The 23,844-nt window shown below is 47.3% G+C and carries 20 protein-coding genes and 1 pseudogene; 18 read left to right on the top strand and 3 right to left on the bottom strand.

From position 1 onward, the window contains the following. Positions 1 to 227: 227 nt before the first annotated feature. The 14 genes from QOL74_RS17985 to gap all read left to right on the top strand — a co-directional run bounded on the left by QOL74_RS17985 (position 228) and on the right by gap (position 15,802). Positions 228 to 1,157 carry a cyanophycinase gene (locus QOL74_RS17985; RefSeq protein WP_283410891.1) on the top strand — a complete coding sequence of 310 codons (930 nt, stop codon included), beginning with the start codon at positions 228 to 230 and terminating at the stop codon, positions 1,155 to 1,157. Beyond that, a complete protein-coding gene (gene cphA, locus QOL74_RS17990; RefSeq protein ID WP_283410892.1) occupies positions 1,111 to 3,711 on the top strand; it encodes a cyanophycin synthetase in 2,601 nt (866 codons plus the stop codon). Before QOL74_RS17985 ends, cphA begins: the two co-directional genes overlap by 47 nt. 89 nt (positions 3,712 to 3,800) lie before the next feature. Further along, positions 3,801 to 5,621: an ATP-dependent zinc metalloprotease FtsH gene (gene ftsH, locus QOL74_RS17995; protein WP_283410893.1), complete on the top strand. Its 1,821-nt coding sequence runs from the start codon at positions 3,801 to 3,803 to the stop codon at positions 5,619 to 5,621. Between the two features lie 71 nt (positions 5,622 to 5,692). Further along, positions 5,693 to 6,097: a LapA family protein gene (locus QOL74_RS18000; protein ID WP_283410894.1), complete on the top strand. Its 405-nt coding sequence runs from the start codon at positions 5,693 to 5,695 to the stop codon at positions 6,095 to 6,097. 318 nt (positions 6,098 to 6,415) lie between these two features. Beyond that, positions 6,416 to 7,000 carry a TetR/AcrR family transcriptional regulator gene (locus QOL74_RS18005; protein WP_283410895.1) on the top strand — a complete coding sequence of 195 codons (585 nt, stop codon included), beginning with the start codon at positions 6,416 to 6,418 and terminating at the stop codon, positions 6,998 to 7,000. Positions 7,001 to 7,091: 91 nt separating this feature from the next. Then, on the top strand, positions 7,092 to 7,535 hold the full coding sequence (locus tag QOL74_RS18010; protein ID WP_283410896.1) for an SRPBCC domain-containing protein: 444 nt from the start codon (positions 7,092 to 7,094) through the stop codon (positions 7,533 to 7,535). A gap of 69 nt (positions 7,536 to 7,604) precedes the next feature. Then, positions 7,605 to 8,144, top strand: a complete 540-nt coding sequence (locus tag QOL74_RS18015) for a DUF1697 domain-containing protein (RefSeq protein WP_283410897.1) — start codon at positions 7,605 to 7,607, stop codon at positions 8,142 to 8,144. A gap of 196 nt (positions 8,145 to 8,340) precedes the next feature. After that, positions 8,341 to 8,931: a TetR/AcrR family transcriptional regulator gene (locus QOL74_RS18020; protein WP_283410898.1), complete on the top strand. Its 591-nt coding sequence runs from the start codon at positions 8,341 to 8,343 to the stop codon at positions 8,929 to 8,931. An 80-nt stretch (positions 8,932 to 9,011) separates the two neighbouring features. After that, positions 9,012 to 9,959 carry an alpha/beta fold hydrolase gene (locus QOL74_RS18025; protein ID WP_283410899.1) on the top strand — a complete coding sequence of 316 codons (948 nt, stop codon included), beginning with the start codon at positions 9,012 to 9,014 and terminating at the stop codon, positions 9,957 to 9,959. Between the two features lie 152 nt (positions 9,960 to 10,111). After that, the gene (locus QOL74_RS18030; RefSeq protein ID WP_283410900.1) at positions 10,112 to 11,008 is read left to right on the top strand and encodes a class I SAM-dependent methyltransferase; all 897 of its coding nucleotides are present in this window, start codon (positions 10,112 to 10,114) and stop codon (positions 11,006 to 11,008) included. Further along, the gene (locus QOL74_RS18035) at positions 11,001 to 12,269 is read left to right on the top strand and encodes a radical SAM/SPASM domain-containing protein (RefSeq protein ID WP_283410910.1); all 1,269 of its coding nucleotides are present in this window, start codon (positions 11,001 to 11,003) and stop codon (positions 12,267 to 12,269) included. The genes QOL74_RS18030 and QOL74_RS18035 overlap by 8 nt, the downstream gene beginning before the upstream one ends. Positions 12,270 to 12,585: 316 nt before the next feature. Further along, on the top strand, positions 12,586 to 13,785 hold the full coding sequence (gene chrA / locus QOL74_RS18040; protein ID WP_283410901.1) for a chromate efflux transporter: 1,200 nt from the start codon (positions 12,586 to 12,588) through the stop codon (positions 13,783 to 13,785). Positions 13,786 to 13,981: 196 nt separating this feature from the next. Beyond that, positions 13,982 to 14,734 (top strand): DeoR/GlpR family DNA-binding transcription regulator, encoded by a 753-nt coding sequence (locus QOL74_RS18045; RefSeq protein WP_283410902.1) that lies wholly within the window; start codon positions 13,982 to 13,984, stop codon positions 14,732 to 14,734. 48 nt (positions 14,735 to 14,782) lie between these two features. Next, positions 14,783 to 15,802 (top strand): type I glyceraldehyde-3-phosphate dehydrogenase, encoded by a 1,020-nt coding sequence (gene gap / locus QOL74_RS18050; protein ID WP_283410903.1) that lies wholly within the window; start codon positions 14,783 to 14,785, stop codon positions 15,800 to 15,802. Between the two features lie 164 nt (positions 15,803 to 15,966). On the opposite strand, the gene QOL74_RS18055 is transcribed toward gap, so the two are convergent. The 3 genes and pseudogenes from QOL74_RS18055 to QOL74_RS18065 all read right to left on the bottom strand — a co-directional run. Further along, a complete protein-coding gene (locus QOL74_RS18055) occupies positions 15,967 to 16,899 on the bottom strand; it encodes an alpha/beta hydrolase (protein WP_283410904.1) in 933 nt (310 codons plus the stop codon). Positions 16,900 to 16,976: 77 nt separating this feature from the next. Then, on the bottom strand, positions 16,977 to 17,588 hold the full coding sequence (locus QOL74_RS18060; protein WP_283410905.1) for a TetR/AcrR family transcriptional regulator: 612 nt from the start codon (positions 17,586 to 17,588) through the stop codon (positions 16,977 to 16,979). A gap of 179 nt (positions 17,589 to 17,767) precedes the next feature. Continuing rightward, positions 17,768 to 18,319, bottom strand: a pseudogene (locus tag QOL74_RS18065) (DsbA family oxidoreductase); the annotation flags it as partial. Between the two features lie 512 nt (positions 18,320 to 18,831). Between QOL74_RS18065 and QOL74_RS18070 the strand changes: the two are divergent. From QOL74_RS18070 to QOL74_RS18085, 4 genes are all read left to right on the top strand, one after another. Then, a complete protein-coding gene (locus QOL74_RS18070) occupies positions 18,832 to 19,386 on the top strand; it encodes a helix-turn-helix domain-containing protein (RefSeq protein ID WP_283410906.1) in 555 nt (184 codons plus the stop codon). Between the two features lie 149 nt (positions 19,387 to 19,535). Then, on the top strand, positions 19,536 to 21,947 hold the full coding sequence (locus QOL74_RS18075; protein ID WP_283410907.1) for a glycyl radical protein: 2,412 nt from the start codon (positions 19,536 to 19,538) through the stop codon (positions 21,945 to 21,947). 127 nt (positions 21,948 to 22,074) lie between these two features. Beyond that, positions 22,075 to 22,869: a glycyl-radical enzyme activating protein gene (locus QOL74_RS18080; protein ID WP_283410908.1), complete on the top strand. Its 795-nt coding sequence runs from the start codon at positions 22,075 to 22,077 to the stop codon at positions 22,867 to 22,869. 154 nt (positions 22,870 to 23,023) lie between these two features. Beyond that, complete coding sequence (locus tag QOL74_RS18085) at positions 23,024 to 23,590, top strand: nitroreductase family protein (RefSeq protein ID WP_283410909.1); 567 nt, start codon at positions 23,024 to 23,026, stop codon at positions 23,588 to 23,590. Positions 23,591 to 23,844 lie beyond the last annotated feature (254 nt).

Raw genomic sequence — 23,844 nt, forward strand, 5'->3', positions numbered from 1 at the left:
ATACCACTTACAGGGGGTTCTCTATATGTTTTTTATGAATGTTTATTAAATATTTTTCTAGGTTTTATGCTTTCCCTTGGGTGGGAAAGTTGAGTTATTATTATTATTATTATTATTACCATAAAAGCCATTTACACCTGATTGTCTTTGTCCAGTAAAGCACTAAAGGGGGTATAATTGAACTATCCTGCTTGTAAACTGGTATTTTCTTAGAAATGAGGCGTGACATGATTAACTATATCTCGTCTAATAGAAAGCCCCGGGTGATTCCCAAAGGGCTGTTGGTGGCCATTGGCGGCAATGAAGACAAAGAGTATGAACTGCATATTCTGACAACTATCCTGTCACTGGTAAAAAAACAAAAAAAACACATTGAAATCATTACCACGGCCAGCGGTTATCCAGAAGAAGCCGGCAAGGCCTATTACAGGGCTTTCGCCAAAGACGATGATCATGCTGTCGGCGTCATGCATGTATCCACACGTGAACAAGCGACTGACGTCAGCTTATTGCAACGAATCACTGCGGCTGACGTCATTTTTTTTACCGGAGGGGATCAGCTGCGGATCACCAGTATTCTGGGCGGATCTCCCATTGAAAAGGAAATTCTGAGGCGATATGAAGAGGAGATGTGCATCATTGCTGGAACCAGTGCCGGAGCCAGTGCCATGTCCAAAACCATGATTTGCGGCGGCGACAGCAGGGCAGCCCTGCGGAAAGGTACCATTAATGTTGCAACGGGTATTGGACTCATCGACAACGCCATCATAGATACCCACTTTGTGGAACGGGGCCGCTTCAGCCGGTTAATGCAAATAGTCAGCATGAATCCCGGTAATACCGGCATTGGCCTCGGGGAAGATGCAGGCATTATCATAGAAGGTGGTTGTGTTTTAAGAGCCATTGGAAGCGGAATCACGGTGATTCTGGATGGCCAGTATCAAAAATATACGAATGTGGCTGATATTGGATCTTCTGAAGCCATCGCCATCGAGAACCTGGTGATTCACACGATAGTGAGTGGTTACGGATATGACTTGTGTCAAAAAAAGTATTTAAAGGCCGAAGATCTTAAACTGCTGAACCCGGTGGAGAGTGAGGAAAACACCCATGAAAATACTGGAAATGAGAGCGATCCGAGGCCCCAATTATTATAGCCGACATCCTGTCATCTTAATGCAGCTTGACCTGGAGGAACTTGAAGAAAAACCAACGGATACGGTTTCTGATTTTAAGGAAAATATAGCACGAATGATGCCCAGCCTTCAGGAACACAAATGCTCTCCCGGAAGGGTGGGGGGTTTTTATGAACGACTGGTGAGGGGCACCTGGGCTGGTCATGTTGTGGAGCATGTGGCCTTGGAACTGCAATGCCTTGCCGGTCATGAAGTGGCTTTTGGAAAAACCTTTGACACGGATGAAACCGGCATTTATAACTTGGTTTACCGTTATCTGGATTACAAGACCGGCCTCAGGGCAGGAGAAATGGCCGTTGAAATGGTGGAAAAACTCTTTCAGGGTGTCACCACAGATGTACAACCCCTGATCATTGAGTTAAAACAAATTGCAGCTTCCAGCCTTTTGGGGCCTTCAACACAGTCAATTGTCAACGAAGCCACCAGACGAGGCATTTCTCATTTCCGCCTCAATGAAGACAATTATGTGCAGTTGGGCCAGGGCGTTTATCAAAGAAGAATTCAGGCCACCATGATGGACAATACCTCTGCTTTGGGGGTTGAAATTGCTGACGATAAAGAGAGTACGAAACAACTTTTGTCATCCATGGGCATTCCTGTGCCCGAAGGTCACTCTGTTAAGACAACCGATGAAGCAATGAAGGCAGCAGAAGACATAGGGTTCCCGGTGGTTGTCAAACCATTGATCGGAAATCACGGGCGGGGCATTACCGTGAATGTGACCAATGCAGCAGAATTGCTGGTCGCCTATGGCATCGCAGGCGAAGTCTGTGAAACGGTTCTGGTGGAAAAATACCTGGAGGGATTTGATTTTCGAATCCTGGTCATTGATGGAAAATTTGTGGCGGCGGCCCTTCGGGAGCCTGCATATGTGATCGGTAACGGAACAGACACCATTCGACAGCTGATCGACGAAGTGAATAAAGATCCTGATCGGGGGATCGGTCACGAAAAAAACCTGACCCGCATCACCGCCGATTCCATGACAGAACGACTGCTGGCCGTTAAGCAGCTTACGCTGGAGAGCATTCTGGCTGAGGGTGAAAAAAGATACGTTAAATCAACGGCAAATCTCAGTGCCGGTGGCACAGCCCTTGATGTGACAGAGAATGTTCATCCTCTGAACCAGTTGATGGCCCAGCGCATCTCACAGATTATTGGATTGAATGTCATTGGCATTGACATCATTGCCGATTCACTGGAAAAACCTCTTCACAAGGGTTCCTCCGGTGTTGTCGAAGTCAATGCGGCACCCGGGTTCAGAATGCATTTGAACCCCACCAGGGGAACGCCCCGAGATATTTCCGCTAACATTGTGGATATGCTGTTTCCTGCGGGAACACCCCATGCGGTTCCCATCGTTGCAGTTACCGGCACCAATGGTAAAACCACCACCACCCGGCTGATTTCCCATATTTTAGGTCTCAACGGCAGTACCGTGGGCATGACCTCCACAGATGCGGTGATCATTGATAATATCCCCATTCTGACAGGAGATTACAGTGGTCCTGAAGGCGCCCGAAAAGTCATGATGGATTCCACCATAGATCTTGCCGTGCTTGAAGTGGCCAGAGGCGGCATTCTTCGCCGTGGTCTTGGTTTTACTGAAAGTGACGTGGGCGTTCTGCTCAACATTTCTTCCGACCATCTGGGTGAAGGTGGCATTGATACCCTGGAAGATATGACCAGGTTAAAATCAACGGTGACAGAAGCTGTCAAATCATCTGGCCATGCAGTTTTCAATGCCGATGATCCACGGGTGCTTTCCTGTCTCGAGAATACAAAGGGGCATCCCGTTTTGTTTTCAAGAGATCCGGAACATCCGGCCCTTCAGTCAAACTTTGAAAAGGGAAACATGAATGTGACTGTTCAGGAAGGGAATGTCATCATCCAGAAAAAAGGATGGATGTCAACCGTTGCCAGTGTGGTTGAAATACCCATCACCTTTGATGGCAATGCCGGATTTAACATTGAGAATGTGATGGCCGCAGTAGCCGCTACAGCGGCACTGGGATTAAATGAAGTTCAGATCAGGGCGGGGTTGGTGAGTTTCAGCCCTTCCATTGGTCAGTCACCAGGCAGAATGAATGTCATCGACATGGGTGAGTTCAAAGTGGTGGTGGACTATGGCCATAATATTGGAGCCATCAACGCCACCAGCGACTTTATCAGAGGCTTGATGCCGGGCAGAAAAATTCGCATGGCCTCCGGCGTTGGAAATCGAAGGCGGGAAGACATTCTGGCATTTGGGCGTGCCCTTGCAATGTACTACGATCATATTGTTCTTTGCGATGCCGATCCAAGGGAGAGAACTGCCGGCGAAACAGCCCGTATCGTAAAAGAAGGGTTACAGATGGGTGGCTTTACACCAGAGATGATCACTTTGGTCATTGATGAAAAAGAAGCCACGAAAATATCACTGGAGATGGCAAAGCCGGGAGATCTGGTGGTACTGCAGGCAGATAACATTGCCCAGGTGATTAAAGACGTGCTGGCGCATAAAGCAAAGATGTAAAAACACGGGGACGTTGACAACATGATAGACAAGCAGATCAACACTTCACTGCTCAACAGAGAAGACTGCTGCGTGGAAGGAGAACAGGTATGAACTTTGATAAACACCACCGCAAACCTTTTTTATACTACTATATGATCGTCATGGTGTTATTGCTGCTATTTAACATGTTTATATACCCGAATCTCTCGAAGGAAGAAATTACAGAGGTGGACTACGGCACCTTCCTGCGGGAAGTGGACAGCGGCACAGTGATTAGCGTTCAAGTGAAGGAAAAGGAGATCGGATTCATTACCGTGGATACTGAGGGGAATGAAACTCTTTTTATCACTGGCCGCATGGAAGACCCCCAGCTTGCGGAGCGTCTGTACCAGGCTGATATTGAGCGGTTTGAGGAAGTGATTCCCAAGGAAGCCTCACCTTTTGTCAGCATGCTGTTTTCCTGGGTGATCCCTTTGGTGATTTTCATCGCCCTGGGGCAGTTTCTCATCCGACGCCTGCAGTCCAAAACCGGGATTGGAAATGCGATGAGTTTCGGAAAAAGCAACGCGAAAGTTTATGTGGAGGCCCAGACGGGGAAGTCCTTCGAAGATGTGGCAGGACAGGATGAAGCCAAGGAAGCTCTGCAGGAAATCGTGGACTACCTTCATAACACCCAAAAGTACACAGATGTTGGGGCTGTGGTGCCCAAAGGTGCCCTGCTGGTAGGCCCTCCGGGAACGGGAAAAACCCTGCTGGCAAAAGCCGTTGCCGGGGAAGCCAAAGTGCCCTTTTTTTCCATTTCAGGATCGGAATTTGTGGAAATGTTCGTGGGTATGGGCGCCGCCCGTGTCAGAGATTTATTTAAACAGGCCCAGGAAAAAGCCCCCTGCATTGTGTTTATCGATGAAATTGACACCATTGGCAAGAGCCGTTCTGCCGGAGGCCCTGGGGGAAATGATGAACGGGAACAGACATTGAACCAGCTCCTCAGTGAGATGGATGGTTTTGACGCAGATAAGGGAGTCATCATTCTGGCTGCCACCAACCGGCCGGAAACCCTTGATAAAGCCTTGCTGCGGCCTGGCCGCTTTGACCGGCGCATTCCTGTGGAGCTGCCAGATCTGGCTGGCCGGGAAGCGATTTTAGTTGTCCATGCCCAAAAGGTGAAACTGGGAACTGACGTGGATTTCAATACCATCGCCCGGGCTACCTCCGGTGCCTCTGGAGCAGACCTGGCCAATATGATCAACGAGGCTGCCCTTCGTGCTGTGAAGATGGGACGTCAAACCATTCTTCAGAGTGACCTGGAAGAATCTGTGGAAGTGGTCATTGCCGGTTACCAGCGGAAGAATGCTGTCATCCAGCCAAAAGACAAGTGTATCATTGCATACCATGAAATTGGTCATGCTCTGGTGACGGCCAAACTGGGCCACTCAGCCCCTGTTCATAAAATCACCATCGTGCCCCGCACCTCCGGCACTTTGGGATATACCATGCAGGTGGACGCCACAGAGCAATTGCTTCTATCCAAAGACCAGGCACTGGATAAGATCACCACTTTCATGGGAGGCCGGGCAGCGGAAGAGCTGATTTTTAATTCCATCACCTCCGGTGCCTCCAACGACATTGCTCAGGCAACCAAAATCGCCCGTGCCATGGTGACCAAATATGGCATGAGCGACGTGTTTGACATGATGGGCCTGGAAACCACCACCAACGTGTATCTGGGGGGCGACAGCACGCTCACAGTGTCCGATGAAACGGCTGCAAAAATTGACGCAGAAGTGCTGCGGATTATCAAAACCTGTCACCAAAAAGCCAGCCAGATTCTGGCAGACAACCGGGAGAAACTGGAAGAACTAACCAAGCATTTGCTGGAAAAAGAAACCATCACGGGAGAAGAGTTCTTGGAGTTGTTGGGAGAGTGATTTTCATTATGAAAGCTTTCAAGAGTATTGTTAAAGGCAATGGTAATTAGAGAACGGAAGGAGAATAGGCGATGCGCAAAATATTCTTTTTTTTGGCGCTGCTGGTGGGCTTATTAATAGCTGTCATAGCGATAATCAATAAGGAAGTCGTTACGGTAAACTATCTCTTTGGACATACCAGCCTCACATTATTTATGCTGATCCTGGTTTCTGCCACTGCGGGGGCCGTGTTAATGGGCTTTCTGGGTATCTTTCGAAGCATCCACAACTATGTCAATTCGCAGGGAGAACGCGGGTACAAAAAAGAGCTGGAGCGACGCATCAAACTTCTGGAGAGTGAGAAGGGAAAGCTTGAGGCTGAACTGAACAAGCAGCAGAAAGAACGTGAGCATGCCGCTGCGAAAGCATATGAAGACTTAGAGAATGAGAAGAAAAAACTGGAGGATGAGTTGGCCGGAAACAGGAACAAGGTGTAGCGAATATTTGCTTCTTGAGGAAGCCAGGACTGCGTAAAAGCCATCACGGCCATTTTGACAGCAACTTTTGAAGTTGAAGAATAATAGATCAATAACGTTAATTAAGATGGTGACCCAGCTTTTCAGGGTCGCCTTCTTTTATTGTCAGACCCATATAAATCTGACTGGTGGTAGTATTCCTTTGAGACGAGGCTTTATGATGCCGGAAGATCAGGAGACACCGACATTTCCCCATTTACCGGATGATAATAAACCTTGACAAAAACACATTTCTCCGGTAAAATTAAATCAATCGATTGATTGAAAAGAGGCGAAGAAATGAGCAAGAAGCAGGATATTAAGGAAAATATTCAAAGAACAGCTAGGCGGCTTTTTGCACTTAATGGTTATAACGCAACCTCAACACGTGACATTGTAAGGGAAGCAGAGGTCAACATTTCAGCTATTGCGTATCATTTTGGCGGCAAAGAAGGCCTGTTTTTATCTCTTTTCGATAACTTCACATTTAGGGATGAAGCAGAACCCGGCTTGTCACAATATCCGGCAGCAGAACTAAAGGATCTTTTAACCAAAATCATCAGATTGCGGTTCGAAGACCCTGAATTGGTAACCATTCTGCAGCAGGAAATTGTCGTTCACAGTAGTCGAACGGAAGCCGTCAAAGAATTACTGGTTCCTGCCTGGTTACGAATCCGCTCTTTGCTGGAGTTGGGGAGAGAAGCCGGCCACTTTCAATTTCACAATATTTACAACGCAATGAATTTTGTTATGGCCGTGGCCGTGTTTCCAAGGCAGAACCCCTTTTTTAAGGAGATGGTGGAAAAGCAGGAATCGAAAGAAGCGGTAATTAGTGAAACAATTGGCTTAATACTGAGAGGTCTTGGGTGGAATGGTGTAGAGTGATAATCCGGAGAATATCAAGCAGCTCAATATATCCTTTGATACCAAAAGGTTCGATGTTGAGTGGTCTAAAGTGAGGAAAGGATAGGTTAGAATGAAAGAGATACGCACAAAGATTCAAATCCATGCACCTGTTGAAACGGTATGGAACGTGTTAACTGATGTTGAAAGGTATCCTGAATGGAATCCGTTTATTAAGTCACTTCACGGCAATTTGGATGAAGACGAAATTATTCAGGTGGAATTACAGCTGGCAGATAAAAAACCCATGATCATCCGACCGAAAATCGTATCGGTTCAAGAATTCCAAGAACTGCGGTGGAAGGGCAGGCTACTACTGCCGGGGATCTTTGACGGGGAGCATATTTTTGAGCTGAGTGAGTCGGAAGATCAGACCACTTGCCTCATTCACCGGGAAAAATTCAGTGGAGTCATGGTGCCATTTCTCAAGAAGCTGCTGGATGTAAATACCTTGAAGGGCTTCGAAATGATGAACCAGAGTTTGAAAAAACGTTGCGAAGCGCTACGGGGTGAGTGAGTTTGAAGGATAATGAGAGGTTTTGCCAGTCACTGACTTTTGTGTTCCAAACCAAATGGGGGGAATGATATGGTCTATGTGGCACTGCTAAGAGGGATCAACGTGGGAGGCAACAACAAAATTCCCATGATGGAACTGAAAAAAATCTTTGAAAAAACAAACATGCAGTCTGTCACCACTTACATCAATTCCGGCAATGTAGTCTTTAAGGATGTGGCGCATTCCAAATATGAACTTGAAGCGCTGTTGCATCAGGCAATTCTGGCAGGTACACAACTTGAAATATCCGTGTTGGTTCGCAATCTTGACGATTACGCAGCGTTGATGGCAAAACTGCCGCCGCACTGGAAAAATGACGGAGAAATGAAGAGTGATGTCCTTTTTTTATCAGGATCTGTGGACCGGGAAGAAATCCTGGGGGAACTGACCATCAAACCGGACATTGACAGGGTGCTATATGTATCGGGAGCTATTCTGTGGTCTGTCGACAGAAAAAATGCAGCCAGAAGCGGTCTGTTGAAAGTTGTCGGTTCAGCTCTATATCATCAAATGACCATTCGAAATGTGAACACAACCCGGAAAATATTTGAAATCATGAACCGTACTTAATTCACAGGGATATGCGGGACATGGGGACGCGCGAAACGTCCCTGTGTCCCGCGTTGCTGTCTAATGGAGAGAAAAAAACAGTTGACAAGGGCTTGGTGGTGGATTAAACTGAACATGTTCAAAATATGTTCAGCAATCAAGCGGTAGTCAGCATTTATCAGGACATTTTTCATTTAGATGGAAAAGAGGCGAAAGCATGAGTGGTACAGATGCAAGGAACAACATCATCAAGGTGGTTGTGGCGATGTTGGCTGAAGGAAAAGATGTGGAAAAAATCACCGTGCGGCAGGTGGCTGAACGTGCCAATGTGGGCATGGGCCTTATCAATTATCACTTCAACTCAAAGAATGCACTGCTGGGTATTGCTGTGGCAGACTACATGGCGACCATGGCCGCTGACTTTGCGACCCCGGGGGAGTATTCCGGTTCAGAACCGAGTGAAAAGCTGAAGATCATGTTAACAAAACTGTACAGTTTTGCAGAGCAGCATGAAAAGCTGATCAAGTTCACCATTACCCAAAATTTACTAGATGGAGAAATGCAGACGCCCCTCTTTATCGTTCCACTTCTAGGGGAAATTTTCGCAGATCGACTCGATCCCATTCAATTGCGGATCATTGCCCTGCAAATCCTGCTTCCCATCCAGGTGGCAAGCATCAATCCGTCAAAATTTCTTTTGTATTCGGGGATTGATCTTCGTGATGAACAGCAAAGGAATCATTATATCGGAACGCTGGTGGATAATCTGTTGAAGCCACAAACCAAGTTGAAAGATAATGTGAGCTGAAAGATGATTTGAAGTACATTTAGAGCCATCAACTGGAAGGCAAACTGATGATTTGCTTTTCGTGAGAAAGGGATGTTCGTGTGAAACGAATCATGTTAATGGGAACAGGACTTGTGGTACTGATCTTGCTGTCATTGGTGTTGTCAGTAACAATCCAGTACGCGAAAGAAATGGATCAAGCATACCAACGGGTGTCTGAGGGCAGCCATATCCTCATCACCGAAAATGGTGAAATTGAGTATGGCATAAAGGGCGAAGGAACTCCTGTTTTGTTGATTCATGGGGCAGGCGGCGGCTACGACCAGGGGCTTCTCATGGGGCAGGCATTTTTAGGAAACGACTATCAGCTGGTGGCTGTTTCCCGTTTCGGGTATTTAGGGTCACCGCTGCCGGAGGAAGATGCCACCGTTGAACAACAAGCGGTGCTTTATGCTGATTTGCTAAAATATTTGAACATCGAAGAGGTGATCGTCTTTGGCGTTTCCGCCGGAGGGCCTTCCGCCATGCAGTTTGCCCATGATTACCCTGAACGCACCAGCGCACTGATTTTAGCCTCTGCGGTTTCTCAATTTATGGGTGATGACATACCTCTCAGCACAAAAGTGGTGAACACCATTCAAAAATCGGATTTCGCCTATTGGCTGGTGCTCAAAACCTTTCGCACTCAATTTTTAGGGTTTATCGGCATTCCTCCCGAGACTTACAAGGCCCTCAGTCCTGACGAAAAGCAGTTTGCGGATCAAATGCTGGAATATATGCATCCTATGAGTCCCCGGCGACCAGGGAACATTCATGAAGGAAAGATCCAACCTTTATCAGGGGAAGCAATGAGCGGCATCCAGGTCCCGGCCATCATCCTGCATGCTAAAGATGATACGTTGGTAGGATATGAACACGCTGCGTTCTACCATGCGCATTTGGCCAATTCACAGCTGGTCACTTTTGACAGTGGTGGGCATGGGATGGCATCAGAGTTGAAAGAAATCAGGAATCAGATCAATGCGTTTCTTGAGACGGCTGTTCATTAGTAAGGACACGATTCAATGGTTTGTGTTATCCATAAGAGGAAGTCATTCATCAGACACGGTTCTCATCAACAGACAGTAGTTTCCATCAGACGATTACTTTCAATGTACGTAGAGTTAATGACAGCCAACACTTCATCTGTGGAGGAAGAGAAATGATTCGCAAATCCAGGTTTTACAGCAAGATGATTTTCAAAATATTGAAAAAAGAAGTGGTTAATCAGGATGATTACAGAGCCTCCTATAACGAAGTAGCTAGTACCTACCAAGACTGGATCGCCCAAATGGGACGATTTACAGACCGGATCATCAAACCTGCCATCCTTCTCAATAAAACGACCAGCCGGGTACCCGTCAGGGTGCTGGACTTTGCCTGTGGCACAGGGTATATCAGCCGAAAGGTGATTGAGATGGATCTGCCCTGTGAAATAACAGCTGTGGACATTTCTGAGCGAATGCTGGAACACTGCGCTGATCTGTCAGACAAAGGAGTCAAACTGGTTAACATGGAAGGTGGTGCCTTCCTCAATGAGACAAAGGAGACCTTTGATGTCATCCTTTGTGGATGGGCACTCCCATACTTTCAACACAAAGTGCTGTTGAAACAGTTCAGGGAAAAGCTGTCGGAGGGCGGCGTTGTGGGAGTTATTGCCAATAGCAAAGGGACCCTGCATAAAATGGAGGAAATATTCCTTCGGGTGATGGCGGAAAATCCGGGAAATGTCAGAAAACCCATGAACATCGCACTTCAACTGCCAAAGGGAACAGAAGGACTGGAGTGCTGGTTTAGGTATCATGGATTTGTGCCCGTGGAAATCGACGAGGGAGAGGTGACCTTTTCTTTTGACACCCCGGAGGATTTGCTGGCGTGGCTCAATCAAACGGGGGCCCTGGCCGGAACCATGCAGATCTTCGACAATTATGAAAAAGTGAAGAGGGATATTCTTCGTGAAATAAAAAAAGAAAAATACAGGGAGCGTCACTATGAGATAAATCATAAATATGTCTATGGAATCTTTCGGAATGGCGGTGTCAATGGTGAACATGCATAAAGTAACCATGCTGATGAAAATGGCAGTAGATAAGAAGGCAATCAAAGGAATGATTAAAACCTACAGGATTCTCAAAGAAGATCAAGCATTTAATTTAATGAAGTATGTCAAAATGATGACAAGCATGCAAAAGGGCGAAAAAATCATGAAGCATGAGGGTGAGTACATCATCAGCACGTTCATGCCCTCGTTTCCATCAGAGTCATTTTTCACCAATATAAGGGCCGTTAAAGAACCCAAAGATATTTTCACCCAGCAGATTTACGGAAAAAGATCGGCTCCCATCTCCAGCTACCTTAGTGTCACTCACAAGTGTCCCAACAACTGTGTCTACTGCAGTGCAAAAATAGGGCAGGCGGAAAAAGAACTGACTGCAGAACAGTGGATTCGGGTGATAAAAGACCTGCAGAACATGAAAACCAGCATCATCGGACTCACCGGTGGCGAACCCTTGGTCAGAGAAGATATCTTCGAAATTGTTAAGGCCATCGACCAAAGAAGTACTGCAATGCTTTTTACCAGCGGCTTTAACCTGACATTGGAAAGAGCCAGGGAATTAAAAAAGAATGGGTTGTTTAGCATCGGCATTAGCTTGGACTCCCATGACCGGGAGGGGCATAATCATAACAGAAGCGATGAACGGGCATTTGACATGGCACTCACAGCCCTCCAGAATGCAAGGCAGGCAGGACTCTATGTTATGGCACAAACAGTTGCGTTAAAGACAAACCTGGGAAAGGATCAACTTTTTAAGCTATTTAAACTGGCCGGAGACAATGGGGCGCATGAAGTCAAACTACTGGAACCCATTCTCAGTGGGAAACTGCTGAATGAAGAGAATCTGGATCAAATCCTTTACAATGCTGCCAACAGAAAAAAGCTCATTGATATCCAGCATAAAGCAAATCAAGTGAAGGAGTTCCCTAAAATAAGCACCTTTGCCTACACGGAAAGTGAAGCAAAATTTGGGTGTGGCGCAGGAACCCAACACGCCTATATCAGTGCCAGTGGAGATCTGTATCCCTGCGATTTTGTTCCAATGAGTTTTGGAAACGTCACTGAAAACAGCGTTAAGACATTGTGGCAGGAAATGAATGCAGTTATGGGAACTCCTAAAATCGGCTGTTTCGCTCAAAAAATCAACAAAGAAGTCTACCGAAAAGCACAAGGCAATCTGCCACTGGACAAAGAGCGATCAACGGAAATCGGCTTAAACAATCAATCAGAAAAATTTCCCCAGTACTATCGGGCATTGCAATAGCGTTAAGCGGCTTCTTTCGATCGATTGCCGTACGGTATAGTGACACAATGCGTGTGAGATAGGGATTATTCCCCTATCTCTTTTTGCCGCACAAAAATCAGTTTGCGAAATCCATATTAATCGTAGAAGCTGAGGGTATCAATAGGAAGTCAATAGATGAATGAGATCAAAATGTATCAGGCATGGGGCAAGATGAAAGTTGGATAGCTATTTAGAAAAGAATGGAAGCTGCCAAAAGCTTCCTGCCTTAAAATCTGCGAACACCTATCGATAATTGTACAAAATCAAAAGGCACCAATGAAACGGAGGTTCTGGAATGCAAACAGAAATCAGATCAGTACCCAGTCAACCCGTTGGATGGAAGACCTTCCTGCGGGATGTTTTCATTTGTTCACTGGGGGCCTATGGAGGTCCTGAAGCACACTACGGTGTTTTTACAGACCAACTGATCACGAAGAAAAAATACATCACTGAAGAAGAACTGGTGGAACTGATTGCCCTGACAGGGATTTTACCTGGGCCCAGCAGCACACAGACCATCGTGGCCATTGGGTACAAAATGGGAGGCCCGTTGTTGGCTTTCTTCACCATGCTGGTGTGGGCACTGCCTGTCTTGACAATCATGACACTGCTGTCTTTTCTGAGCCAGTTTTTGGACCGTATGAATCTGTCACAAGATGGCCTTCGATACATCGGGCCCATGGCAGTGGGTTTCATTATTGTGGCAGCCTGGCGAATTGGCAGGAAAGTGGTGAAGGACCATATCACAGCAGGGCTGTTAATTGCCGGAGCCTTTATCACCTATTTCATTCGGGAACCCTGGGTGTTTCCCCTGGTGCTTATTGGTGGAGGGGTGGTCAGCGTGATGACCTCAGGAGAAAAGGATCTGTGGAACCGGGTGGATTTGAAACCCCCTTGGGCATACTTGGCTGCTTTTGGCATTTTTGCCCTGGGAAGTCTTGTTCTCAGCTTTTTCACAGACCATAGAATTCTGGATCTTTTCGAGAAGTTTTACCGTTACGGATACCTGGTCATTGGCGGGGGACAGGTGGTCATACCCCTTATGTACAGCGAATTGGTGGAGGTATACCAGTATATGTCCAACCAGGAGTTTTTAACCGGCTTTGGGCTGGTGCAGGGACTGCCGGGCCCTATGTTTAGTTTTAGTGCTTATGCCGGCGGCATGGCGGCCCGTGGCGAAAGTGTTTTTTTTCAGGCTTTGGGGGCTGTGGTCAGCGGCGTAGCTATTTTTCTGCCAGGGTTGCTGCTCATCTATTTCATCATTCCTGTCTGGGAAAACATCAAAAACATTCGAGGCATCAAGGTTTCTCTGAAGGGCGTGACTGCCGTGGCAGGTGGTCTGATCGCCGTTGCAGCGGTAGTCCTCATGCAGAGAAGCGGGTTCGTGCTGGATAATTTGGTGGTCACTGCACTGACAACAGTACTGCTGTTTTCTAAAAAGGTGCCGGCCCCTTTGATTGTGGTGTTGGTGCTGGCAGCAGGTTTCATCGTTTGACAGACTGTCTGATCCCGTTGTTTTTGGATGATTGGATTTCAACCAAAGCAGATCAGCCCTTGCCACGCGAAGGGGCTGATCTGATAGAGACTTTAATGGATTATTCGAATGACTTTGGCGGAAAATGAGCATATTTGATTGAAAATGATTGACTTTGCTCACCTATATGGTATGATCATTTTGAGGGAGGTGGATCATGCTGCAACAGGAACGCTACGAAAAAATTCTTTTTCAAGTGCAGGCAAAGGGTGCCGTTAAGGTGGCCAGGCTTGCAAAAGAGCTTACCATCAGTGAATCAACCATTCGAAGAGATATCATCGAACTGGACCATATGGGAAAGCTGAAAAAAGTTTTTGGCGGAGCGGTCTCTTGTGACACATACCTAACCTCGAAAGAAACAGATGTGAAAACAAGGGCTGTGTTCAGTGTCATTGAAAAAGACTCCATCGCCAGGCATGCTGCGAGTCTCATCGAAGCCAATGATTTTGTGTTTATTGATGCCGGCACCACGACAGCAAAGCTGATTGATTTTCTGCCGGACAAAGCAGCTACCTATGTGACCAATGGGTTGAGCCACGCACTGGCTTTAACACGCAGCGGGCACCGGGTATACCTGTTGGGCGGCAAAGTGAATGCAAGTACTGAAGCCGTTACCGGAACAGAAGCCCTGGCAGCGCTGACCAAGTATAATTTCACCAAATGCTTTCTGGGGACCAATGCCGTTGATTTGGAACATGGTTTTACCACTCCAAATCTGGACGAAGCCACAGTGAAAACACACGCAGCAAAGAGATCATCCATCGTATACGTATTGGCAGACAGCAGAAAGTTTGAAACGGTGGCGCCTGTCACTTTCCTGGATATTGAAAGTGCCTGGATTATTACAGACAAACTGGAAAACACAGAGTATAAGTGCCGTACAGAAGTCATTGAAACAGAGTCTGAGTGAATGTAAATGAATGATCAATGATGAAAGCAGATGAAGGAGGAAGAAATGATGAAAATGAAAGTTGCGATTAATGGATTTGGACGTATTGGACGCTTGACATTTCGGCAGATTTTTGGGAATGAGGACATTGAAGTGGTGGCCATCAATGACTTGAGTCAGCCGGATATGCTGGCATACCTGCTGAAGTATGACAGTGTTCAGAAGGCCTATGCGGGGCATACCGTGGAGAACACAGATCATTCCATCATTGTGGACGGCACAGAGATTGAAATATTCAAAGAGCCAGATCCATCCAAACTTCCCTGGAAAAAACTGGATGTGGATATGGTGCTGGAATGCACCGGGTTTTTCTGTACAAAAGAAAAGTCTCAGGCACATATCGATGCTGGGGCTAAAAGGGTGTTGATTTCTGCGCCTGCCGGCAACGATCTTCCCACCATTGTTTATGGTGTCAACCACGACATTCTGACCAAAGATGACACCATCGTTTCAGCCGCTTCCTGCACCACCAACTGCCTGGCTCCCATGGCCAAGGCACTGAATGACTATCGGGAATTGCGCACCGGGTTTATGACCACCATTCATGCATACACGGGTGACCAAATGCTGCTGGATGGCCCACACAAGAAAAACGACTTTCGCCGTGCACGAGCGGGAGCGATGAATATTGTTCCCAACAGCACCGGAGCTGCCAAAGCCATCGGTTTGGTAATTCCTGAACTGGATGGTAAAATGATGGGTAATGCACAACGTGTCCCGGTGGCATCCGGCTCCTGCACGATATTAAACGCAGTGCTTAAGGACGATTCTGAAACAGTCACAAAGGAAGGTCTTCATGAAGCCATGAAAGCGGCCTCGAACGAAACCTTCGGTTACACGGAAGAAAAACTGGTCTCCAGTGATATTATAGGTATGGATTATGGCTCCCTTTTCGATGCCACCCAAACACTGGTGGCCAGAAGTGGAACCGGTGTTTTCCAGGTACAGGTGGTCGCCTGGTATGATAATGAAATGAGTTACGTGGCCCAGCTGGTGCGTACTTTAAAGTATATGGGAAGTCTTCAGTAGCAGTTCAGGCACAAAAACAAAAGTAGGTTGCACGTTATTTCATACACCCTGTCAGGGGATGAAATGACTGTGACAAAAAGCTGAAAATCAGTCTCTGCCATGGGTGGAGACTGATTTTGTTATATCATGACAAATGGTGCCTGGATGGATCACACAACGATCTTTCAATGAAAGGAGGTGCCGGTATTGATAAACGCACATATTTCGTCAAAAGCTTCTGTTGCTTCAGGAAAAAGGGGGGCGATGGCAGGATAGCAGTGGAACATTCCCTCGCCAATTCTCAAAGTGACATTAACGCCTGCTTCCCTGGCCTTATGGCCAAAGCGAATGGCATCATCACGCAGCGTTTCATCTTCTCCTGCATAAATCAGCAGAGGCGGAAGTCCTTCCAGATTTCCGAAGAGGGGCGAGATATAGGGAATGGCAGGGTCTGCCCCTCCGGCATAGTGGCGGGAGAGAGCAGGGGCCATTCCTTCGGGCGATAGACATATGTTGAGATTTGATTCGTGGGACTCGCCGCTACAGGTGAAATCGGTAATGGGAGAATAGGCAACGGCGCTGGAGGGTAGTGGAATGCCCTGGTCACGGATGGCCAGCAGAGCTGCCAGACATAGCCCGCCGCCTGCAGAATCGCCCACAAAAACAATGTCAGAAGGGGCGATTCCCTGCTGGAGCAACCATTGATAAGCCGCCAGCGAATCATCCAATGCAGCAGGGTAGGGATTTTCTGGAGCCAGTCGATATTCAAATAACAGGGCGCCAGTGCCGCTGTTTTTGACAAATTTGGCGGTGAGGGCCCGGTGAGACTGACAGGTGCCGGTGACATAGCCACCCCCGTGAAAGTATAAAATCACTTTGTCGGAAGCTGACTGGGATGGCAAAATCCATTCAGCGTAGAGATCACCGATGTGAACAGGCTTCACCTGTAGGTCTTGGGGCATTTTACCAAACTTTCCCGCTCCAGATTCAACTTCTTCCCGAAATTGAAGAATGGAGTCATAAAGGGTCCAGTCAATGCGAGATCTTTTAAATGGATATCGGAACAGGTATCGGTGTTGCAACAAGGTTTTTATGAGGCGTCCTCGGATACTGGGCATGCTATTTCTCCTTCTCATAGAATTTTCCGGTATTTTGGGTGATTGCTGAACTGCGTTAAGGTCCAGCGGGTGTGTATTTAAAGATGATTTGATTGAAACATTCCAACAAGGATTTCCACATTGGGAGCCAGATATTTTGTGCCATGAACAGCCTTGTAAATGGCCAATCCGTTGATGGAAGTCCAAAAAATCAATGCAAGCTGATCAGCATCGTACTGCTTAATGGTGCCCTCTTGCTGCCCTGCTGCCATGATGCGGGAAATGGACTCGTAGGGAAAGGTATTTTCCCGGAGGATGATGGCTTTAGCTTCATCGGGAATCGCATCAGAAGCTGTCGCCTGAGCAATGAGCAAATGATAACAGGCAGCATGCTCATCCTGATCCAGAAGCTTCAGTAGTTCGGTGAGGGCAAAGGTGATCTTCTCCAATGGAGGCATTGATTGTTCCTCCAGCCATCGGCAGGCTTGGTTTAATCTGTCAAAAGCTCTGCTGATGAGTTCCACAAAGATGGCTTCCTTGGACGAAAAATAGTGATACATCAGCCCCTGGGAGATAGCGGAAGCATCAGCGATATCAGTGATTTTAGTGGCAGCCAGACCTCTTTTAGCAAAAAGCATCAATGCCTGTGACAAAATTTGCTCTCTTCGCTCATCTCTGAGTTGTTGGTTTTGAGATTTGTTACGGGGCAAAAGAGCACCTCCTGATTGTTGGTTGAAATTTCATTCAACATAAGTTTATGTCGATGATGTGATCTTGTCAAGGATCAATATGCCTGATGATACCCTTGTGTTGTTTCCGGTCATAGCAAAAGCACCCTGTCACACTCGGGGTGCTTTTGTTTCTCAACAAATGTTCTTCACTTCAACTATCACTGGGCTTTCATAGCTTTTTCAATGGCAGTTCGAAGCGCCTGATCCTGGTCGGACCCGACGATTTTATGTTCATTGGCCACCACAAAGGTGGGCACTGCACTTACTGACCATTGTTTTGCCAGCTGTTGTGCCGGTAACAGCAGGTCATTCCCCGCCCGCTGAAGGTAGGTTTCCAGCTGTTGCCGGTCTAAACCTGCTTTTTCGCCAATGCGAAGCAGAACTTCCTGTCGGCCGATATTGAGACCTTCTTCAAAATAAGCGTGACTGACAGCAGTTCGGAAAGCTTCTCCGCATTGTTGGTGGGTAGCGTAGAGTTCAGCCAGCAAGGCTATACGAGAATTGGCCATTCGCTCAAGGCCATGATAAGTCAGGTTCCAGCGCGCTCCCCGTGACTTCAGTTCTTCCAGCCTCATGTTGAAATCTTCGGCACCAAAACGATCAGTTAAAAGAATCCCTTCCTCAGGTGTTGCTGGATGCAGTTCAAAGGGTACCCAGGTTACATCCAGGGGATAGTGTTGTTCCAATTCGTTGACAAGACCCTTGCCAAGATAACAGTAGGGTCAGATAAAATCATAAAAAACTGTCAGTTTTACCATTCATGTCACCTTCCTTACTCATTTTTCATGGTTGTTTGATGATCCGCAGGATCTGTGAATCGTATCAAGTAGTGCCTATCCCTGGAAAAGCAGATGATGGAAATGCTGTGGTTGTTATCATACCCAATGAAACGGGCAGGTTAATCACCGTGTCAAAAAAACAACAAAAGAACATGTTGAAACACGTTCAACATCGCTGGAAATTTGTTGCCACACCGTTGCATGTGCCGGTCAATGGATATTGCCAGGGATCTTCGTTTGTGATACAGTCGAAGTGCGTTATAACGTTCGAGTTGTACGTTATAATTTCATCTCGCGGTGGTGCCAGCTGGGTTTATGGCAACGGTTTACGAGGCCCTGCGTGTTATCAGCTATAGCCGGCAGCTGGGATGATAATCTTTCATATCGCTGGACATCATTGAAAATAAAAGATTTAAAAGAAAGGAAAGGCAGGCGGAAAACCGATGGATGATATCAGTCAAGTGATTGCCGGAAATCTAAAAGAACTTAGAGAGCAGCGGAGACTCAGTCTTGACCGGGTGGCAGAACTCACCGGGGTTAGTAAAAGCATGCTGGGACAAATTGAGCGGGGTGAATCAAATCCCACCATTCAGACAATCTGGAAAATGGCCAATGGATTGAAGGTCTCGCTCACCACACTCATTGATAGAAATACGCCTGAGACAGTGGTGGTGAAGCGTTCAACAGTTAGTCCGGCGGGAGGAAACGATGGCAAAATTCAGATTTACCCCGTCTTTCCCTTTGATCCGGAAAAAAGATTTGAAGTGATTAATTTGGAACTGTCTTCCGGTGCTTATTCTCCCTCAGAACCCCATGCCGATGGAGCAGAAGAATACCTGATGGTACTGGAAGGTGATATGAATGTGACGGTGGGAGGCGAGGTCTATGCGCTGGAAGCGGGAGATGCCATTCGGTACAGAGCAGACCAGTCCCATGCCTATTCCCGGTCAGATGAAGCTCCCACATTGACAAAGGCCTGCATGGTGATTGTCTATTAAGACATCTATTGTCATGATTCGAAACGCTTCTGATGAGTTCTGATCATCTCGAATGATCTGTTATAGACTCAATGAGACTAAACGGCTGAAATTGAACGGTTGAAACTAAATGACTGAAATGACTGTCAAAACAGGAAGGAGATTACCTGATGAAACCCGTTGCAACAGATGTACTGATCACTGACCGTGTTGAAAGTGCCCGTCAAAGTTACATCCACTCCAAACCAACCATTTGTACTGAAAGAGCCCGTATCTGGACAGCGTCTCACCGCCAGACAGAAGGAGAGCCGATACCCATTCGCCGGGCCAAGGCCTTTAAAGCGGCATGTGAACAACTCCCGGTCTCCATCTTCGAGGGTGAACTTCTGGTGGGCACTCCCGGCAGCTATAGGCGTACCGGCGTTTTGACACCTGAGTTTTCATGGAGGTGGGTGGACCAGGAAATGGATCATTTTGATAAACGTCCCCAGGATCCTTACTATATCAGTCAGGAACAACGGGAATTTCTTCGGAAAGAAGTTTTTCCATACTGGAATGAAAAATCACTGGAAGAAGTGTTTTTAAAACAACTTCCACCAGAGACTTCTAAAATTTTGGTGGATACGGGAATTATTGATAACGATTCGAAATGGCGCCAGGCAGTGGGAGAAGTCACGCCTGATTATCAGGATGTGCTGTTTGTAAAGGGTTACCAGTGTATTTTCAAAGAGGCGACAGAAGCCTTTGAACAACTGGAAATGAACAGTCTGGTCAATATTGAAAAAAGAGAATTTTACCAGTCGGTGATGCTGGCGGCAGAGGGAATCATGACATTGGCTGAACGTTACGCCGATGAGGCAACAAGGATGGCGGCAGCATTGGACAAGACAGATGATGAAGCGGCTATCCATCGACGGGAAGAGCTTATGGAAATTGCCCGGGTATGCCGGAAGGTGCCGGCCAAGCCGCCGGAAACCTTTCGCGAAGCACTGCAGTTTGTCTGGTTTGTGCAGTTGAGCGGCATTCTTTCCGAGAATCCCCTTGCGCTGAATCTGGGCCGTTTTGATCAGTACATGGCTCCCTACTATGAAGCCGATCTGGCAGCGGGGCGGCTCACGGAAGCGCAGGCACTGGAGCTCGTCGAATCTTTGTGGATCAAGTTATCGGAATGGGTGTGGACTATTTCTGCCAATACCGCCAACTATTTTGCCGGATATAACCAGTTTCAGAACCTGACTGTCGGTGGTCGCAAACGAGACGGCAGTGATGCCACCAATCCGCTGTCTTATCTGTGTCTAAAAGCAACAGAAACGGTGAAAACGCACCAACCGGGCCTCAGTGTGCGTGTTCATGCCGATTGTCCTGAAGCATTTCTTATGGCCGTAACTCGCCTGGTGGCGACAGGCACTGGATTTCCGGCCATTCATAATGACACTGCAGGGTACCAGATGATGCTCAATGCAGGCTATGCGGCCGAAGATGCCCGAGACTGGAGCAATTGCGGCTGTGTTGTACCCCACTTTCGAAAAACCGGCGAATGGACAGCAGCAGTCAATGTCAATTTTGGAGCTGCGCTTGAATATGCATTGAACAGTGGCAGGAGCCGGTTAACCGGCGAGCAGATGGGAATATCGGAGCAACCGCTGGAAAGGTTTGATAACTTTGAAGCCATCAAGAGTGCATTTTTCAAACAGCTGGCGTATCTCATCAAACATTCGGTCATTGGAACAGTGCTGGCTCAGAAGCTTCATATGGATCTGGTGCCGCGCCCCTTCCTGTCCACTTGTGTGGATGGTTGCCTCCAATCAGGCAAAGATCTGAGTCGGGGAGGAGCTGTCTACAACGTGGGACCAGTGCTGACAGGCATTGGGCTGGGAGTGGTGGCCAATGGGTTGATGGCTGTCAAAAAATTAGTTTTTGATGAGAAGACGGCGACACTGAAAAACATTCATGAAGCGCTGGATGCCGACTGGGCGGGTTTTGAGACGCTTCGGGAACTGGCGCTGGCAGTACCCAAATATGGCAATGATCAAGAGGAGGTGGATCGGTTGGCAGTGGAGATTTCTGACTTTTATTACCGGGAAACCCAACGATATAAGGATGCTTTCGGATCCCCCTTCAACACTGCCTTCATGGGGATTTCCAACTATGTTCCCACAGGCAAGATTGTCGGAGCCCTTCCCTGCGGTCGAAAAGCGCAGGCCCCGTTGACAGAGGGCGTTTCCCCCTTTGTGGGCAGTGATGTTCACAGCCCGCTTTCAGCCATGCGGTCAGCAGCCAAAATCAACCATGATGTTCACAGCGGCGGCACTCTCCTGAACCTGCGGCTTAACCAGGAGCTGGTGAACACAGAACGGGGGCTGCGAAATGTGGCAGCCATGATCAGAGCTTTTTTCTCCCTGGGAGCTTTTCATGTACAGTTCAACACGGTTTCTAATGAAGTTCTCCGGGCCGCTCAGGAAAACCCGGAAGACTACCGGGATCTGCTGGTTCGGGTGGCTGGATACAGTACTCAATTCATTCATTTGTCGCCGGAAATGCAGGAAGCCATCATTGCCCGTAACAGTCACATGCTGATGTAGGCTGTCGGAAGCCATTGATGTGACGATACTGGGGTGACTTGAAATATTGGTGCCGGCTGAAGACGTCGAAGAGATACCGGCCTGAGAACGGATGAATGCGTATTGCAAAGAAGGGATCCGATGATATATGTTTGAGGAAAAAGAAAAGAAAACTCAAGAAGTGCAGGGGGTGGTGGTGCAGCTGCAGCATTTTTCCCTTCATGATGGTGATGGGATTCGCACCACGCTGTTTTTGGCAGGCTGCCCCCTGCGCTGCCGCTGGTGCGCTAATCCTGAAAGCTGGGAACAAACACCTCTAAAAGCCCCTGGTACAGGCAAAATACTGCGCCGATGGATGCAAGTGGAAGAAATTCTGTCTGAAGTTCGCCGGCAAATGATTTTTTACCGCGCCTCCGGTGGCGGTGTCACCTATTCTGGAGGGGAACCCACGGTACAACTGGGCTTTCTGCGCAGTCTGGTGGATGCCATGAGCCACTTGGGTATTCATCAGGCGATGGAAACCTGCGGCTTTTTTTCCTGGGAGGCAGCGGGGGATATCCTTCAAAAAATGGATGCCATTTTCGTTGATGTGAAGGTGATGGACCCGCTGGCACACAAAGAGTTGACCGGAGTTGACAACAGACTGATTCTCGCCAATATCAAAAAAATGTCTCGGTTGAACATCCCTCTTGTGATCCGAATTCCGCTTATTCCCGATGTCAACGATCATGAAGAAAATCTAAAAGCATTGGCTGATTTTATTCGAAATCAGGTGCCGGAAAGCAGTGTTGAACTACTGCCCTACCATACCTTGGGACTGGAAAAGCACAAGCAGTTGGGGCTTCAGTCACCTCAATACGGCTACAGACCCCCCACACATGATGAACGGAAACGGTCAGCCGCCATATTTGAAAAGGCAGGGATTTCAGTGATTTGTTACTAATAATGGTATTGCAGGTCGCTTTTCACTTTTGGCGGGGGGTTTTTGGGTATTAATATCAAAACACAATGATGCAGAAAACAAGAGGAAAGCTAAAAGGAATGTATAAAAAGTGGATTATAGAAAGAAATGAGGAACGCCGACAGGAGGAAACAAGATGACAACCAGAACCTTTGAACATGAGATACTTGATGAAGTGAAGAAACGTTGGTCACCAAGGGCCTTCGACCCCAACCGTTCCGTTTCAGAAGCAGATTTGATGGGTGTTATGGAATCGGCGCGGTATGCGCCATCATGCTTCAACGAGCAACCTTGGCAATATCTGGTGACCATGCAGGGGGATGAAGCTCACGAAAAAATGGCAGGAGTGCTGGGAGATACCAACCGGGAGTGGGCCTCCAAGGCACCTGTACTGATGCTGATTCTGTCCCGCAAGCAATTTTCCCGCAATGGCAAGGAGAATCGATGGCATCTTTTTGATGCCGGTACCTCCTGGGGTTATCTTAGCCTGGAAGCGCAGCGAAGAGGTCTCCACACCCACGCCATGGGAGGATTCAGTGTGTCCCGCGCCCGGGAAACCTTTGAAATAGGGGAAGATATGTCGGTGATCGCAGCGGTGGCCATGGGGTATTACGGCAGTAAAGAAGACCTGAATCCCGAACTGCAGAAAAAAGAAAAACCGGCAATTCGTAAGTCCATTAAAGAGATTCTACTGAGACGATAAACTATCAACGCTGAGAAATGCATCATATTGTCGGCGGAGGGAAGACACCCTCCGGCTTTTTAGTGAAGGATGTATGTCACTATTTATCAAACATGCAACCGTTAAGATTTCTGAAGATTTACGCAGTTCATTTTTGGATATAATACATGTATAGATTAATTACTCAACTTTCCCACCCAAGGGAAAGCATAAAACCTAGAAAAATATTTAATAAACATTCATAAAAAACATATAGAGAACCCCCTGTAAGTGGT

It is taken from the genome of Anoxynatronum buryatiense (assembly GCF_900182905.1).
Classification (GTDB): Bacteria; Bacillota; Clostridia; order Peptostreptococcales; family Tindalliaceae; genus Anoxynatronum; species Anoxynatronum buryatiense.